Consider the following 16,292-nt stretch of genomic DNA (forward strand, 5'->3'; position numbering starts at 1 on the left):
ATGCATGCTTCGATCAACATTTGGGAGAAGCTCACATGGCATCCGGTAACGTCATGTTCATCACCGGCGTCAGCAGCGGTTTCGGCCGCGCGCTCGCGCAGGAGGCGCTGGCAGTGGGTCATACGGTGGTCGGCACCGTGAGAAGTGAAGCGGCAAGGCAGGCGTTCGAAGCGCTGTCCCCACAGGCGGCCATCGGGCGCGTGCTCGACGTGAGCGACTTCGAGCGCATCGACGGCGTCGTCGCGGACATCGAGGCCAGCGTCGGCCCCATCGACGTGCTGGTGAACAACGCCGGCTACGGGCACGAAGGCATCCTGGAGGAGTCGCCGCTGTCGGAGATGCGCCGACAGTTCGACGTGAACGTGTTCGGCGCCGTCGCGATGATGAAGGCCGTCGTGCCGTTCATGCGCGAACGCCGGCGCGGGCGCATTCTGAACATCACGTCGATGGGCGGCCACATCACGATGCCGGGCATCGCGTATTACTGCGGCAGCAAGTTCGCGCTGGAAGGGATTTCGGAAACGCTCGGCCAGGAGCTCGCGCCGTTCGGCATCGCGGTGACCGCCGTCGCGCCGGGCTCGTTCCGCACCGACTGGGCCGGCCGCTCGATGACACGCACGCCGCGCTCCATCGCCGATTACGACGCGATCTTCGATCCAATCCGCCAGGCGCGCGAGGAAAAAAGCGGCCGGCAACTGGGCGATCCCGCGAAGGCCGCGCGCGCGATGCTCGCGGTCATTGCGGCGGACCGTCCGCCGGCCCATCTGCTGCTCGGCAGCGATGCGCTGCGGCTCGTGCGCGCCAAATGGTCGGCGCTGGAAGACGAGATGCGCGCATGGGAGGCGGTGACCGTGTCGACGGACGGTTGACGCGCAATGGCTCGCGTGTGACGAATCCGCGGTTGGTTGCGTGACGCGCGGATGCAGTCAATCGTGGCCCGATCGAACGATCAGGCCTCGGCGCGCGAGCAAACGGCTTCGATGTTGTGCCCGTCCGGACCGATGACGAACGCCGCATAGTAGTTCGCGTGATACTGCGGGCGCAGGCCGGGTGCGCCGTTGTCCTTGCCGCCCGCAGCCAGCGCCGCACGGTGGAACGCGTCGACCTGAGCGCGCGTGTCGGCCGCGAATGCGAGGTGAAGATGGGCCGGCTTCTCGGCGGTCTGGAACAGGCACAGCGTCGGCTTGCCCGGCATGCCGAGTTCGACGCCGTAGGTTGGGACGCCTTCGTCGAGGACCGCTACGCCGAGCGGTTCGAGTGCGCCGAGGAAGAAGGCCTTGCTGGCTGCGTAGTCGCTGACACCGAATTTGACGTGATCGAACATGAGTGTCCCTGAAGTGAGTGGGGCTGCACGGCGGATCCGACGCGATATTGCCATACGGCGCGGCGGCCCGCCGGGCCTCGTTCATGCCGGATGCAATCCGCTTCATGACAGGGTCGCAGTTTTCCGCTACAACGTGAAAGTGCCGCGTCGATCGGCGCGGTGTGCCGCCGCGCCGCGATTCGTGCCGACACCCGCCCGGGTGCTCGGCCGGCACGCGTTCATCTACCCCAAAGGAGCCTGCAGCCATGCCTTACATCACCACGAAGGACAACGTCGAGATCTTCTACAAGGACTGGGGCGCGAAGGATGCACAGCCGATCGTGTTCCACCATGGCTGGCCGCTGTCGTCCGACGATTGGGATGCCCAGATGCTGTTCTTCGTCCAGAAAGGCTATCGCGTGATCGCGCACGATCGCCGCGGGCACGGCCGCTCGGCGCAGGTGTCCGACGGCCATGACATGGATCACTACGCGGCGGATGCGTTCGCGGTGGCCGAGGCGCTCGACCTGCGCAACGCGGTGCACATCGGTCACTCGACCGGCGGCGGCGAAGTCGCGCGCTACGTGGCCCGGCACGGCGAGCCGGCCGGCCGCGTCGCGAAGGCGGTGCTGGTCAGTGCGGTGCCGCCGCTGATGCTGAAGACGGACGCGAACCCGGAAGGCCTGCCGCTCGACGTGTTCGACGGCTTCCGCAAGGCGCTCGCCGACAATCGCGCGCAGTTCTTCGTGGATGTGCCGAGCGGCCCGTTCTACGGCTTCAACCGGCCCGGTGCGACGGTGCACCAGGGCGTGATCCAGAACTGGTGGCGCCAGGGCATGATCGGCAGCGCGAAGGCGCACTACGAAGGGATCAAGGCCTTTTCGGAAACGGACCAGACCGAGGACCTGAAGGCGATCACCGTGCCGACGCTCGTGCTGCACGGCGAGGACGACCAGATCGTGCCGATCGCGGATGCCGCGCTGAAGTCGATCAAGCTGCTGAAGAACGGCTCGCTGAAAACCTATCCGGGCTACTCGCACGGCATGCTGACGATCAACGCGGACGTCCTCAACGCCGACCTGCTTGCTTTCGTGCAGTCGTAACGGTGTAAACGGTGTAACGGGTAGCGACGCATGCCTGCTTCGGCGGGCTGCGTCGCCATTGTGCGGGCGGGATGCGGTCGCCGCGTTTGTGCCCGCTAGTCGTTGCGCAGGAATACGACGTAGCCGCGAAACCACGGATTCGCCGCGAGGTGCGGCGGGGCGTCCCACTCGCCGCCCTGGATCACGCCGATGCGAAACGGCAACTGCAGCCGTGCGACGCGCGGCAGGTAGGCCGCATGGTCGGGGATCGTGCTGCGCCCCTGGTAGGTCTGCACGACCACTTCATCGACGATCCCCCTGAGCTGGTTGACCTGGTCGGTATCGATGCGGCTGCTCCAGTCGAGCAGCCCCGTGATGCTCAGCCGGCAATCGGCGGGCAGCGTCTCGCGCAGCGTCCGCAGGAATTCGAGGTAATCCTGCAGGTGGCGCGTGCGTGCGTCGAAGTCGATCTGGATACCGGTGATCGTGCGGCCCGACGCGCGCCAGCGCTCGAGCTGCGCGAGCATGATCCGCGTCACGCGCGGCGTCCAGCGCAGCGTATGCGCACGATAGACGAGCCACACCCGGGCGTTCGGCGCGGGCGGCAGCGCGACGCCCTGCGCGATGACGCGTACCTGCGACTCGTCGCGTGGCGACGCTTCGATCTGCCCTTGCAGCACGTACAGGGTGCGCGCGCCGCTGACGACCGACTGCGGCTTCACACCGGCCCACAGCCAGAACGCGTCGTACCGCGCGGCATCGACGGTGCCGGCCAGCGCGATGCGGCCGGCGAGCAGCAGCGCGACACACGCGATGCGCATCACGCGGCGCTCACCAGTAGTAGCGGAGCTTCTGCGCCCACGGGGTGCCCGGATAGGCGGTTTTCAGCGTGTCGAACCAGCGCTTGCGCACGTTCTTCGGCACGTCCTTGCCGCCGCATTCGTTGGAGCCGCCCGGCGCATAGCACTTGATCGAGCGGTAGAGCGCGTACGCACGGTCGTTCGGGCTGGCCTGCGCATCGGCGATCACAGTCACGTAGCTCGACATCCGCTCGTACGGCTTGCCCGCGAACTGCGACGGCGCGCCGCCGAGCGTCGGCGGCACGCGCGTGGCGGCCGCCGCCGACGCATTGCGCATCCACGGCGGCACCGGGTCGCCTTCGAGGCCGGCCGCGGGCGGATGAAGGCGCACGAAATCGGCCAGGCAGTTCAGCCCTTTCGCATCGGCGGGATTCTGCTGCAGCGCCGCGGCGATCTCGCGCGCGGACGGGCACACGTAGCCGTCTTCATTCCGGGCGCCGGATGCGATGAACGGTTTCAACGGATCGGCGGGCGCGCCGGACACCAGCGCGGTATCGGCGATGAAATCGGCGTAGTGCGAGCGCGTGAGTTCCTTGTAGAGCAGCGTGTATAGCGCGGTGTCGCGCAGCGCGCCGCCGGCCGCGTGGTTCTGCGCCTGCGTGCGCAGCAGGTCCGCATTGGCCGAGCGCTGCAGCAGGACGGCCCGGATCGCGGCGTTTTGCACGAACGAATCGTCGGCGAACACGTCGTTGACGAGCCCGGCCTGCTCCAGGTTGATCGCGAGCGCGAGTTCCAGCGCCTCGCGCTGGAAGCGCAATTTCGCGAGCGGAATCAGGTCGCGCCACAGCTGGCGCGCCTTGTCACCCTGGCCGCTATCCTCCAGCGCGAACGCGCGCAGCGCCTGCTGGCTCAGGCCGAAGTAGTCGAGCGGCACGGCGGGCGTGGGCGGCAGCAACTCAAGCGCGGCATCGGGCTTGCGCCCGATCTGCACATACCAGGTGGCGAGCAGGTAGTCGTACAGCGCGGGCGCGTTCGCGAAGCGCGGTTTCTGCGCCTGCAGGTCGTCCAGTGTCAGCGGCTTGCCGCGGCTCGAATCGCTGCTGTCCGACGTACGCATGCGCAGCAGGTCGACGGTCGCGAGCACGGTCGGCGACTGGATCTGGCGCGCATCGAGTTCCGACCCGAACAGCAGCTTGCTGTCGAGTTCGTTCGCCAGCTGCATCAGCGGCACGTTCGACGTCGCCGGCGACCAGCGCGCGAGCGCGTGACCGTAGAGGTCGGCCTGCTGCACGACGTCCCCGCCGAGCCATGCGACGCGCCGCAGCAGCCCCGTCGCGGAGACCGCATAGCGCCCCTGCGGATACACCTTCAGGTAGGTGCGAAACACGGTGTTCGCGGCGTCGAGCGACACCTTCGTGACGCGCGCGCGTGACGGCGTCGGGCTGTCGTTGTCGAATGCGTTGGCCTGCGCGGCGTTCAGTTGCGCGCGCCCGGCCATATAGAGGCCGGTTTCCTTCAGCCACGGGTTCGCGCTGTGCGATGCGCTCGCGAAGGCCCGGGTCGCGGTGAGGAAGTCGGCGCGGTAGAACGCGTTCGTGCCGTCGAGGTACGCGGCGAACTGCTGGCCGAGCGGCGACTTGACCGGCGGCTTCGTCCACGCGGCGCTCGCGCCGCCCGCGGCACATGTTTTCTGCGCGATGTCGGCGCGCGCCGCGCGCAGGCGGGCGGCTTCGTCGGCGGGAAGGCCGCCGGCACCGCCCAGTGCGTCGTTGAACGCGTCCGCGCCCGATTCCATGCTGCGACAGATGCTGCCTTCGCCGTCGGCGTACCGGTTCGACGGCGCATCGGCGTCCGCTGCGCCGCCGGTCGGGTCGGACGCCTTCTGGCCGATATCGATCCACCCGGAAAAATCCATCGGGAACGGCACGATCATCTGGCTGATCCGGTCTTTCGGCGGAATGGTCTTCGGGTCCGGAAACACCCGCGCGACCTTGGCGCCGTCGACCATCATCAGCATCGCGTTGATGCGCGTGTCGTTCGCGGGGCTCAGCATCGGCACGTTGCCGCACGAGTACGTATTTTGCCGGAGCGTGGGCGGCACGTTGCAGCTGTCGTCCGAGCTGGCGTGGGCGGCGGGCAGGCAAAGGAGGCTGGCCGCCAGCGCGGCGAGCAGGTTTCGGTTCAGCGTCGGGTTTCTCGGCATTTTTCTTGTACTGGGTGGGGCCGCGAGGGCCGGGTCTCTCAGCGGGCATTTCGGCCCGGCGCGTATCGTACCTCACGCGCCGCTTCGGTCGCCCGCGTGTGCAGGGCGACCCGGCGCGCCGCTCGCCGGCCCGGCGAGATGGAAGTCCACTCACTGTAGACGCAACGCCACCTTGAATCCGGAGCGCATGAATTAAGATGCAGCCGGCAGTGACGGACATCCGACGATAGACGACATGCGGTCGTCTTCGCCGTCCGACGGGGGTGGTCTGCAGAAGGCGGCGTTCGGGGCGATCCGCGCGACGGAATCGATCCTGACGGGGACATGAAACGGCGCCGCCTTGCGTGCCTGTTCAATAGTATTGCTAACTGATCGGCCGACCGACGCGATGCGGCGTTTCGGCCAACGGCAGACGAGAGCATGCCGGAAAACGAAAACAAGAGGATTCCGATGAAACCCATTACATGGTTGGTCATGTCAGCCGTTCTCGCGCTGAGCGCATGCGGTGGCGACGACGTTGCCACGAACGGCGGCGCGTCGTCGGCGGCGCCGGGCAATCCCGGTTCGCCGTCCGGGACGACACCGCCCGGCGGCGGTTCGAGCGGCGGCCCGACGGGCGGCGGCACCGCGCAGCCGCAGGCCGGCTGGTCGACGGCCGTCGTGGTGGACGGCAAGGGACCGGAAGGCGACCCCAGCGTGACGATCGACGCGAGCGGCAATGCGCTCGCCACTTGGATGACCCTTGGCCCGGCCGGCGCGAACGGCGACGAAATGTGGGGTGCGCGCTATGTCCCGGGCTCGGGCTGGGCAAGCGCGACGCGGCTCGACACGAGCGACGGGTCGCATTCGATGAACGGGCTGACCGGGGTTCCGCCGCAACTGGTCGGCAACGCGAGCGGACAGGCGGTCGCGTTCTGGACGGAATGGATGCCGGGCCCCAACACGTACGCACTGTGGGCGCGCCCGTACAGCCCGGGTACCGGATGGGGCGTGCCGCTCGAGTTGGCGGCGGACATGGCCGGTTCGTCCTATACGGCCGGGATCGACAGCCAGGGCAACGCGCTCGTCGCCTGGACGCAATCGATCAGCCTGCTCGATACGCGCATCGCATGGACGCGCTATACGCAGGCGGGACAGTGGTCGCCGACGGCGCTGATCCAGATGCCGGTGCAGACCGGGCCCGGTGCGGTGACCGGCGATACCGACAACGTGAGGCCGATGATGTCGGTGCTGCCGTCCGGCCGCGCGGTGCTCGCGTGGCGGCAGACCAACCATACGCAGTCGGCGCTGTGGACGGCCACGTACGACGCGACCAACGGCTGGACCGACGTCAACCAGGCCGTATCGAACTCGAGCCTGTTCACGACCATCATCTCGCCGGTGGCCGGCATGGACGCGAAGGGCAACATCACGCTGCTCTGGGGGCAGCTCGACGTGACGGGCGGGCAGATCCTCACGGCGACGATGTCGCAACGCTACGTAGCCGGTACGGGTTGGCAGCCCTCGCAGCCCGTGGCGCCAGCGATCGCGGAGCCGACGGGGTTCATCGCGACGCCGATGCTGACCGTCAACGAAAACGGCGTGGCCGCCGCGATGTGGGCCGAAGGGGGCGCCGTCCTGCAGGCGAGCGTGTCCGATGCCAGCGGCAACTGGGGGCCGCTGCAGCGGCTGACGGAGCACCTGAACGGGGCGGCCCCCCAGTATCCGCCGCTGGTGATCGACGCGGGCGGCAACGTGACGGTTGCATGGCAGGACACGGGCTTGCCGGGCGCGTCGGCCGTCATCGCGGCCACCTACCGGAAAGGGGCGTGGAGCGCGTCGACGGTGGCGGCGCAGAGCGCATCGTGGCCGGCGCTGGCCGTCAACGGCACGGGGTCGATGGCGCTCATCTGGCAGTCGTATGTCGCGAGTATCGGCAGCCAGCTGCAGTCCAGTTTCTATACCCCGGGCACGTAAATCGCGTTGCGCGGGAAACCGAAGGAGAAGTGATGAAGAAAACCTTGCATTGCACCGTCCGGACCGCGCTGGGTGCCGCGGTCGCGGGCCTCGTGCTGTCCGCGTGCGGCACGACGCAGATGAACATGGTCGACGTGCAGACGTCGACCGCAAAGACGCTCGGGCTCGCGTCGTCCGACGAGATCACCATCGCCAACGTGCAGTACGGGAAGAAGGACGGGCTGGGCGGCCAGAAGGTGAGTTACGCCGCGACGACGGGCAAGGGGCGGCGTTTCGGCTGTACGGTGTTCATGATTCCGGGGCTCACGCCGATCGATCGGCCGACGTACAACAACTGGGAGTGCCATCCGCAACGCTGATGGCCGCGATCACGACGACGCCCGCCGCAGGGCGTCGGTCGACCGCTTGGGTGGACGATATGCCGCGCCGGCCTTGCGCCGGCGCAATTTGGTCCGATAATCAACGAACCGATTCATTCCTTCCCGTCGGCTCGATAAAAAAACCGTCATGGATCAAGCGGCATTCGTCCCTGTTTTCAAGTTTCGCACGACCGATTACCCCGAGCCGGACCGGTTCCACGTCTGGGTGAAGGACATGCTGTGCGACTACCGGCTGGATGACGCCGGCGGCCACGGCCCGTTCGACGCGCAAGCGAGCGGCGCCGCGCTCGGCCCGCTGATCCTGTCGGGCCGGCAATGGCGCTCGCGCGCGCCGACCTATACGGTTCACCGGACCACCCGGCGGATCCGGCTCGACGGGCAGGATTCGATCCGCTTCACGCTGCTGCTCGGCGGGCGGCTCGCGAGCCATACCGGCGGCCCCGCGCTGATCAAGCGCGCCGGCGACGTGTTCGTGTACGACGTCGCGCAGATCAACGACTGCCGGGTCGACGCCGGCGACGTGATCAGCCTGGTCGTGCCCAGATACCTGCTGCCGAGCCATGCGGCGCGGGCGCACGGGCAGACGCTGACGAGCGGCGTGGGCCGCCTGGTCGGCGACCAGATGCTGTCGCTGTTCCGCAACCTGCCGGACCTGCGCATGCACGAGGTGCCGAGCGTCGTGCAATCGTTGTTGCTGCTGCTGGCGGCGGCGGTGGCGCCGAGCGCACAGGCACTCGACGACGCGCGCGGCCCGATCGACAACGCGCTGGTCGAGCGCGTGCGGCGCTACATCGACATGCACCTGCTGGAACCCGACCTGACACCCGACCGGATCTGCCGGGACATCGGCGTGTCGCGGGCACGGCTCTATCAGCTGTTCAAGGAGGACGGCGGCGTGATGCGGCAGATCACGCGCAGGCGCTTGCGTCACGCATACCACGTGCTGGGCGATCCGCAGCGCCGGCATCGGCGCATCGCGGAAATCGCGTGGGCGCACGGTTTTCCCGACGAGAAGTATTTCCACCGGCTGTTCAAGGCCGAGTTCGGCCATACGCCGAAGGAAACGCTCGAGTGTGCGGCCGCGCCGGTGCTGCTGCCGTGCGATGCGGCCGACGATCGATGGGGCGACGGCGGCCGGCTGGCGGGATGGACGCTGCCGTTCGGCGTGCTCACCAACTGAGCGGGCCGCGCGGTGCCGTCGCGCGGCGACCCGCTTCGGGCATCACGCGCACGCGCTGCTCGCGACGCCGCCTTCGTCTGCGTCGTCGATCGCGGCGCGCAAGTCGTCGATTGCCACCATCAATTCGCGCACCTGCCGCAACGACGGGTATTGATGCAGCACCGCATGCCATTGCGGCTGCGACAGCAGCGCCTGCCAGATCACACCGAGGCCGGACGAATCGGCGTCGGGCTGCCGCGCGAGCGCGCTGGCGTATTCGAGGCTCGCCTGCGCCGACAGCAATTGCATCCGGCTCGCGGCGCCCAGCAAGCGCGGCGTCGCGTCCGCGGACGCATCGCAGCAATAGAGTACTTCCCGCTGCAGCGCCGCGTCGTCGGTCGTCAACGCGCGCAGCGACGCGCCGTGCACGCGCACCGTGCCCTGGTGCGTCTCGAACGAATAGATCGTGTCCGCGTCGGCCTGCGCGAGCAGGTTCAGGCCGCGCAGCAGTCGCGGCAAATCGGTCGTCGCGGCATCCGCCGACGCCTTCGCCTCGACGAGGAAGCGCACGTTCCACACGGGCGCCGCTTCGTCGCCGCGCGTGCGTTCGAGCAGGATCGCGTCCCATTCGGTCTTCGCGCGGTCGTGGCGGCCCGGTATCGCTGACGGCACGCGCATCGACGTGACCACGCGGTACGTGCGCCGCTCGTCCAGCGCGTCGAGCCGGCGGGCCAGTGCGTCGAGCGCCTGCGCGGCCAGCGCTTCGACGGCCGCGCCGCGCTGCTGGGACGCAACGCCCTGCGCGACCGCGACCGTGCTGCCTTCGAGCGGCCCTTGCCGGACCCACAGCGCGCGGTATCGACGGACGTGCTCGTCCGATGCCAGCGCGTCGAGACGCAGCAGGCGTTCGAGTGCGGCACCGTCCTTCAACTTCACGAAGTCCTGCTCGAAAGCGGTGTCGGTCGCCATGCCGGGCAGCGCGAGCAGCTGCTCCAGCGTGGCATGGAGCTCGCCCCACGAGGCGGACGTTGCGGCCGCATGCAACCGCGCGAGCCCGTCGCGTTGCCACGCCTGGGCGCTGCGCTCGAGCTTGGCCGGGTGCGCGATCGCGTTGACGGCCGAGTGCAGCGCGCGCCGGTCCTGCTCGGCGTGCGCGTGCAGCGATGCGTATTCGCGCACGCTCGGCGCGTCGTGCCGCAGGACCGACGCCTGAAACGCGTGATCGCCGGAATGCGCATCCATCGCAGCGCGGATCATGTGCGCAAGGGCATCGATGAAGCGCTGCCGCAGAGCCGTGCCGGGAGACCGGCCGTCGGTCAGCATCCGGCGTGCGTCCTCGATCACGCGTGCAAGGGTCGCCGCCGGGTGCGCGGCATCGGCTGGCGTCGACGCACCGTCGAACGGCGGCAGCCGGTAGCGGCGCGTGACGGTGAGCAGGATTTCGTCGAGCAGGGCGGGCAGCGGTGTCAGCGACATGGCGGGTATGGGCGTGAAAGCGGTTCGCGTGCCCGCGGTTCGAACCGCGGGCGACGATGTGCAACGTTATCACGCCGGACCGGACGAAACCGGCCAGCGGACCGCGAAACGCGAGCGGCCCGGCATGCAGCCAGCGATGGCTCGCCGCCAACCCGCCGTCGTGGATCTGCTTCAACGCGTGACGCCGTCGACGTCGTGCGGAGCGTGCTGCACGTTCATCAGGATCGCCGTCCGCATCGGCGTGGCCGCATCGACGCGGCCAGCCCGCCAGCCCGGGCAGCGTTGCCCGCGACCGGTTACGCCGTCAGCGTCACCGACAGGCTGCCGAGCTCGCCGAAGCGCACGGTCAGCGCGTCGCCGAGCGGCACGTCGATCGCGCCTGCATACGAGCCGGTCGTCACGATCTGGCCGGCGCGTGCGCCGTCACCGCGCGACGCCAGGAAATTCACCAGCCATACGAGCGGCTTGAGCGGATCGCCGTCCGGATGGCGGCCGTCGATCGTGCGATTCAGTGCGCCCTCGAACGACAGCGCGAGCGTCTCGAGCGGCACGTTCAGCCCGTCCGGCACGACCGGGCCCACGCACAGCCCCTGGTTGAACTGCCCGTCGGCGAGCAGTTCGAACTTCGACGCGCGCGCAGGCTCCGCATAGCGGCAGCCCAATACCTCCAGCACGATGCGCACTTCGCGGATCGCGCCGCGCACGTCGTTCTCGTCGTACGGCTGCGCGCGGGCGGGCAGGTCGCGCTCGAGCACGAACGCGATTTCCGGCTCGATCCGCACGATCGGGCCGCCGACGACGCGGTACGGCGCATCGGCTTCGCGAATCGTCGACGCGAAGATCGGCGCGACGATCACGCGGTCGGGCGGGGGCAATGCGCATTTCCATCCGCCGATCGTTTCGCCGAGCAGATCGGCGACGCGATGCTGGATCGCGAGCGCGGTGTCGACGTTCTCGGGGCGGAAGGCGTCGGGCAGCAGCGGGCCGGGCACGCCGGCATGGCGGGCGGCGACGAGATGCTGGGCGGCGCCGTCCACGCGTTCGGTAGTCGTTGTCATGTCGGTTGAGCGAGTTGAAAGTGAACCGGCAAAAAGGGGCCGGACGAAGATCGCAGCTCTGATGATAGCGCCTTCGGCGGCATGGCTGCTCGGTCGCGTGGCGCGGCTGAATGCATCCCCGCGGCAGGGAGGCGGGCGCGCCGGCAACGTCGCGGCGCATGTACTCAAAGCATCCCCCTCGTTGCGCCGGCCGGAAGCTGGTCCGCGCGGCCGTGGCCGCCATCGCTTGCATCACCGGAACCACGTGGCGCTTTGCCGCACGACCGGCGTCGGGCGGACCTTGATCGCCGTCAACCTTCGAGCCCGCCGTCGGCCGATGATGGGGACATGGCCGCGTGCCACCGCGCGCGGCAACTCACCCCAGCGAGGTTCGTATGTACAAGAAGATCATGGTGGCCATCGACGGCAGCGCTTCGTCGAAACAAGCGCTTGCCGAGGCCGTGAAGGTGGCGCTGGCGGGCGATACGCACGTCAGCGTCGTGTACGTGGTCGACAAGTCGGTGCTGTTTACGTACGCGGGCCGCTTCGATCCGCACGCGCTCGTCGAGGAAATCCGCGACGACGGGCGCAAGGTGCTGCGTGAAGCCGAACAGATCGTCGCGCTGGCCGGTGCGAAGGGCGAGGCCGAGCTCGTCGAGACCGAGAGCATCGGCGAGGACATCTCGGAACGCCTGCAGCGTTACGTGAAGGAGCATGGCATCGATCTCGCGGTGGTCGGCACGCACGGGCGGCGCGGCATCCGGCGCGTGCTGCTCGGGAGCGTCGCCGAGCGCTTCGTGCGCGGTGCGACGTGCCCGGTGCTGCTGGTTCGCGGCGACGACGGCGACGTGCCGGCGTCCGCCACGGCGGCCTGACGCGAGGGGCGCGCGATGATACGTCGCCAGTACCGGATCGTCGTCGCGGCGATCGCCGTGTTCGTGTCGCTCGCGGGGATGATGGCCGTCGTGACCGGGCTGCTGTTCGACGAAGCGATCGCGCTCCGCGGCGGTGCGATCGCGATGATCGTCGGCGTCGCCGGTTTCGTCGTGATGCTCAACCCGGGGCCCAAGGGCGAAGGGTGATGCGGGAAGGCGCCGGTCTTCCTGAAAGGGCGCGTGCCGGCGCCCGGCAGTGACCGGCGGTGTCCGACGATCACTGCCTGCCGCGTGTGGCGGGCCCGTGACGTGTCAGGTGCCGGTCGTACCGGACGCTGACGCACCGGCCTCGGCAGGCTTTTCCTGCACATTCAGCCGCTTCAACGTTTCCGCCAGCTCCGCGTTCTTCGGCTGAATCTTGCGCGCCTGCGCGAACGCATCGCGCGCTTCATCCTGGCGGCCCAGCTTCCACAGCACCTCGCCCTTGTGCGTCAGGCCGGTCGCCCAGGCTTCGTGTGTGTCGCTGTCCGCTTTACCATTCTTCTCGAAGATCGCGATCGAGCGGTCGAACCACGTGAGCGCTTCGTCGTTGCGGCCGAGCCGATACAGCGCCCAACCCTTGCTGTCGAGCGCATACGCATCGTCGGGCGCTTTCGCGAGATGCGCGTCGATCATCGCGAGCCCGCGATCGACTGCGACGCCCGCGTCGACGAGCCGATAGCCGGTGTCGTTCAGGCGGTCGTCGGGGATCTCGCCGAGGTCGAGCACGGCGGCCACGCGGCCGGCGTCGCGTTCTTCGGTCGCGAGCGACAGCAGCTTGATGACGATCTGTTGGCGCAACTCGCTGCCGATCCGGTCACCGTTGGCGACCAGGCTGCCGAGGTATTGCGTGTACAGGTCCGGCGCGCCCGGTTCGTTCGCGCTGTTCGCAATCGCCGCACCGGGGCCCGCGCACCAGTCGGTGTCGGCCGAATCACCCAGCATCCCGGTGTACAGATTGACGGTGCGCGGCGTGCGTGACTGCGCGTAGTACGTGTAGCCGTTCGCGTCCGAGTGGCCGCACGCCAGATATTCGTGCTCCACGTCCAGCAGGTAAGGGAAGCCGCCGAGCGGCGCGTCGCCGCCCGCATCGACCAGCCGGAACGATTCGCCCAGGTCGCCGTCGCCGATCACCGGGTTGAACACCCACTGCTTCTGCGGATGCGATTTCGGCAGCCGGATCCGCACGGTGCGGCCGGCGTCGTCGGTCGTGCCGAAGACCACGCTGTCGTGCTGGCCTGGCTTGACCGGCAGGCCCGCGATGACCTGGCCCGGCAGGAACAGCCGGTAGCGCGCATTCGGCAGCGGCTGGTGCGTGACCGGGTCGCGCAGCACGAACTGATGGACGTAAGCGCCTTTGCCGAGCGACGTCGTCGGCGCGATATAGGTGCGGGCGTGAGCGGCGGGCAGCGTGGCGCAGCCGATCACGGCGGCAATGCATGCGGTGAAAAAGCGTGATGTCATGAAAATGCGGTTCTTATAGGTAAAAGTGTTATTGACCGACGGCCGGTAAACCTTCGAATGCATTGCGCAGTCTTCTATAAACAGCGTGCTGCGGGCCGGCGATTACCCGACGGGAATCGCCGTTCATTCAATGCCATTCGAGGCGGATCGCGCCCGACCGATCCATGGGGAAACGGACGGGCAGGTGCAGCGGAGCACCCGCGCGCAGCATAACAGGTGGTACTGCTCAATCGGCGGCGATTGAAATCCGATGGTCCTTTACAACCGGTATTTCATTTCCTTGAATAATCAGGGTTTGCGAAAAGACCGGAAAAAAGCGGGCTTCTCGGCTTCTCGCGCAGTGCTTCGTACTCCTGCTATTTTTATAGCGCGAACCGTCTGAAGCATCCGATGGTGCGCAGCGCGCTGGTGAAGCTGTGGCGCGCACGCCGCCGCACGCTCGCACCGGTCGACGCCTTGCGCTCGATCGTCGAGGATGACCACGTGCGGCGTTCGTACCAAAGCCGGGCGCGGGCTCGGCGGCTTCCTGCTGCCGAGCCTGTTCGGCATGCTGCACGACCTGCTTCATGTTCCTGTCCGGGATCGTGCGGGTGTCGCTGATCCTCATCCACCTGTCGGAAGTGCGGCGCACGCCTGCGGCGGGCTGAGCGCTGTTGAGCGATACCGGCAGCGTCCGGCATCGCGCGGGGCGCGTACCGCGCTTCGGCCGTTTGCGACCGTGCGCAGTTCTGTCAAACTTGCGCCCATGACACCGCGCCTCACCCTGCCGCCTTCCTCCGATTCCGCGCCCGCGCTCGCGGGTTTTCCCGACGCCGACGAACTGGCCGCGCTACGTGCGTGGTACGCGGGCATGACCGTGCGCCAGGCCGTCGAGCGCTACCTGCCCGGTCGGCTCGGTGAAGGGCGCTCGGCGCGCGGCGTGATCGGCGCCATTCGGCGTCGCCTCGTGCGTGTCGCGCGGCAGGCCGGACGGCCCGATCTCGCCGAGCAGCTCGGTCATGCCGACAGCGAGCGCATGCAGATGGCGAAGGCCGCGGCCGATGCGATCGGCGTGCTGCGCCATGCGCGCGCGCCGGTGCCGCAGATTAGCGACGACGTCGGCCTGTGGCTGCCGGCGCGTGCGGTCGTCGCGCTGCGTGCGCACGGGATCGCGACGCTGGCCGACCTGACCGTGCGAATTCCGCGCCGACGTCAGTGGTGGCGCGCGATCGCGGGGCTCGGTGTGGCGAGCGCGCGGCATATCGAAGCGTTCTTTTCCGCGCATCCCGATCTGACCGAGCGGGCGCGCGCGCTGATCGCCGCGACGCCGCGCGGCAGCATCGTGCCGTGGGAGCAACTGAAGCTGCCGCACGAGGTCGACGGATCGGCCGGCACGTTCCGTGCGCCGCGCGCCACCAGCACGCTCGATGCGGACAACGATTACGCGGCCGTGCACGCGTGGCTGTCGCTGCACGAATCGGCCGCGACGCGGCGCGCGTACCGGAAGGAGGCCGAGCGGCTGATCCTGTGGGCGATCGTCGAGCGCGGCCGGGCGCTGTCGTCGCTGACGACCGAGGATGCGGTCGCGTATCGCGCGTTCATCCGGCGCCCGACGCCGCACGAACGCTGGGTCGGCCCCGTGCGGCCGCGCGGCGCGCCGGACTGGCGGCCGTTTTCGGGCGGGCTGTCCGCGCGCTCGGCCGCGTACACGCTGTCGGTCCTCGGCGCGCTGTTCCGCTGGCTGATCGAGCAGCGCTATCTGCTCGCGAATCCGTTCGCGGGCGTCAAGGTGCGCGACACGCGCGGCGCGAATGCGCTCGACACGTCGCATGCGTTCACCGAAGGCGAGTGGCTGCTCGTGCGCACGATCGCGGACGGGCTCGAGTTTCGCAAGGACAAGCCGTCGGGCGCGCCGGGATCCGGCTGGACGCCCGCCGCCGCGCAACGGCTGCGCTTCATCCTCGATTTCGGCTATGCGACCGGACTGCGCGCGAGCGAGCTGGTCGGCGCGACGCTCGGCGACATCGATACGGACGCGCACGGCGACGCGTGGCTGAAGGTGATCGGCAAAGGCAGCAAGGCCGCGCGCGTCGCGCTGCCGCCGCTCGCGCGCACGGCGCTCGATCGCTATCTGGTCGCGCGCCGGCTGCCGGTCACGCCGGTGCGCTGGCGGCCCGATACGCCGCTGATTCCGAGCCTCACGGAAGACGGCGCGGCCGCGATCACGAGCGTGCGGCTGTGGAAGGTGATGCAGCGGTTCTTCGCGCAGACGGCCGCGCTCGTCGATGCCGACAACCCGGCGCTCGCGCAGAAGCTGCGGCAGGCGAGCCCGCACTGGATGCGGCATACGCACGCGACGCACGCGCTCGCGCGGGGCGCAGAGTTGACGACGGTGCGCGACAATCTGCGGCATGCGTCGATCTCGACGACGTCGATCTATCTGCACGGAGATGACGTGAAGCGGGCGCGGCAGATGTCGAGTGCGTTTTCGGCTGACAAATAAGCGGGACGCGAACGGATTGAACGGAACGACACGGCA

At 68.7% G+C, this 16,292-nt stretch carries 14 protein-coding genes and 2 pseudogenes; 10 read left to right on the top strand and 6 right to left on the bottom strand.

Going from position 1 to position 16,292, the window contains the following annotated elements; translation table 11 throughout:
• The first annotated feature begins 35 nt into the window (after window positions 1-35).
• Entirely contained in the window at window positions 36-869 is an 834-nt protein-coding gene (locus tag LMA02_RS31645; RefSeq protein ID WP_228910624.1) for an oxidoreductase, read from the top strand.
• A gap of 80 nt (window positions 870-949) precedes the next feature.
• Here the strand turns inward: LMA02_RS31645 and LMA02_RS31650 are convergent, their stop codons facing one another.
• The gene (locus tag LMA02_RS31650) at window positions 950-1,324 is read right to left on the bottom strand and encodes a VOC family protein (RefSeq protein WP_228910625.1); all 375 of its coding nucleotides are present in this window, start codon (window positions 1,322-1,324) and stop codon (window positions 950-952) included.
• A gap of 245 nt (window positions 1,325-1,569) precedes the next feature.
• Here LMA02_RS31650 and LMA02_RS31655 point away from each other — a divergent pair, with 245 nt between their 5' ends.
• The gene (locus LMA02_RS31655; RefSeq protein WP_228910626.1) at window positions 1,570-2,406 is read left to right on the top strand and encodes an alpha/beta fold hydrolase; all 837 of its coding nucleotides are present in this window, start codon (window positions 1,570-1,572) and stop codon (window positions 2,404-2,406) included.
• A gap of 95 nt (window positions 2,407-2,501) precedes the next feature.
• Here LMA02_RS31655 and LMA02_RS31660 read toward each other — a convergent pair whose 3' ends face one another.
• Complete coding sequence (locus LMA02_RS31660) at window positions 2,502-3,209, bottom strand: DUF3142 domain-containing protein (RefSeq protein WP_228910627.1); 708 nt, start codon at window positions 3,207-3,209, stop codon at window positions 2,502-2,504.
• 7 nt (window positions 3,210-3,216) lie between these two features.
• The gene (locus tag LMA02_RS31665; protein WP_228910628.1) at window positions 3,217-5,388 is read right to left on the bottom strand and encodes a hypothetical protein; all 2,172 of its coding nucleotides are present in this window, start codon (window positions 5,386-5,388) and stop codon (window positions 3,217-3,219) included.
• Window positions 5,389-5,838: 450 nt separating this feature from the next.
• Here LMA02_RS31665 and LMA02_RS31670 point away from each other — a divergent pair, with 450 nt between their 5' ends.
• The 3 genes from LMA02_RS31670 to LMA02_RS31680 all read left to right on the top strand — a co-directional run bounded on the left by LMA02_RS31670 (window position 5,839) and on the right by LMA02_RS31680 (window position 8,904).
• A complete protein-coding gene (locus tag LMA02_RS31670; RefSeq protein WP_228910629.1) occupies window positions 5,839-7,344 on the top strand; it encodes a hypothetical protein in 1,506 nt (501 codons plus the stop codon).
• 32 nt (window positions 7,345-7,376) lie between these two features.
• Window positions 7,377-7,703: a hypothetical protein gene (locus LMA02_RS31675; RefSeq protein ID WP_228910630.1), complete on the top strand. Its 327-nt coding sequence runs from the start codon at window positions 7,377-7,379 to the stop codon at window positions 7,701-7,703.
• Between the two features lie 148 nt (window positions 7,704-7,851).
• Window positions 7,852-8,904, top strand: coding sequence for an AraC family transcriptional regulator (locus tag LMA02_RS31680; protein ID WP_228910631.1), 1,053 nt, complete (start codon window positions 7,852-7,854; stop codon window positions 8,902-8,904).
• A 42-nt stretch (window positions 8,905-8,946) separates the two neighbouring features.
• Here LMA02_RS31680 and LMA02_RS31685 read toward each other — a convergent pair whose 3' ends face one another.
• Both LMA02_RS31685 and LMA02_RS31690 read right to left on the bottom strand, forming a co-directional pair.
• The gene (locus LMA02_RS31685; RefSeq protein WP_228910632.1) at window positions 8,947-10,359 is read right to left on the bottom strand and encodes a 3-deoxy-D-arabino-heptulosonate 7-phosphate synthase; all 1,413 of its coding nucleotides are present in this window, start codon (window positions 10,357-10,359) and stop codon (window positions 8,947-8,949) included.
• A gap of 296 nt (window positions 10,360-10,655) precedes the next feature.
• Entirely contained in the window at window positions 10,656-11,417 is a 762-nt protein-coding gene (locus LMA02_RS31690; protein WP_166722952.1) for a 2-keto-4-pentenoate hydratase, read from the bottom strand.
• 374 nt (window positions 11,418-11,791) lie between these two features.
• Here LMA02_RS31690 and LMA02_RS31695 point away from each other — a divergent pair, with 374 nt between their 5' ends.
• Window positions 11,792-12,271 (top strand): universal stress protein, encoded by a 480-nt coding sequence (locus LMA02_RS31695; RefSeq protein ID WP_228910633.1) that lies wholly within the window; start codon window positions 11,792-11,794, stop codon window positions 12,269-12,271.
• Window positions 12,272-12,286: 15 nt separating this feature from the next.
• Window positions 12,287-12,478 (top strand): DUF2964 family protein, encoded by a 192-nt coding sequence (locus LMA02_RS31700; RefSeq protein ID WP_228910634.1) that lies wholly within the window; start codon window positions 12,287-12,289, stop codon window positions 12,476-12,478.
• Window positions 12,479-12,583: 105 nt separating this feature from the next.
• Here the strand turns inward: LMA02_RS31700 and LMA02_RS31705 are convergent, their stop codons facing one another.
• Complete coding sequence (locus tag LMA02_RS31705; protein WP_228910635.1) at window positions 12,584-13,774, bottom strand: tetratricopeptide repeat protein; 1,191 nt, start codon at window positions 13,772-13,774, stop codon at window positions 12,584-12,586.
• 327 nt (window positions 13,775-14,101) lie between these two features.
• On the opposite strand from LMA02_RS31705, the pseudogene LMA02_RS35640 reads away from it, so the two are divergent.
• From LMA02_RS35640 to LMA02_RS31715, 3 genes and pseudogenes are all read left to right on the top strand, one after another.
• A pseudogene (locus tag LMA02_RS35640) lies at window positions 14,102-14,303 on the top strand (hypothetical protein); the annotation flags it as partial.
• Window positions 14,286-14,421 (top strand): annotated as a pseudogene (locus LMA02_RS31710) (MFS transporter); the annotation flags it as partial. The pseudogenes LMA02_RS35640 and LMA02_RS31710, both read left to right, overlap by 18 nt.
• A gap of 98 nt (window positions 14,422-14,519) precedes the next feature.
• A complete protein-coding gene (locus LMA02_RS31715) occupies window positions 14,520-16,256 on the top strand; it encodes a site-specific integrase (RefSeq protein ID WP_228910636.1) in 1,737 nt (578 codons plus the stop codon).
• Window positions 16,257-16,292: the final 36 nt, after the last annotated feature.

This window comes from Burkholderia sp. B21-005 (assembly GCF_020843965.1).
GTDB classification, from domain to species: domain Bacteria; phylum Pseudomonadota; class Gammaproteobacteria; order Burkholderiales; family Burkholderiaceae; genus Burkholderia; species Burkholderia ambifaria.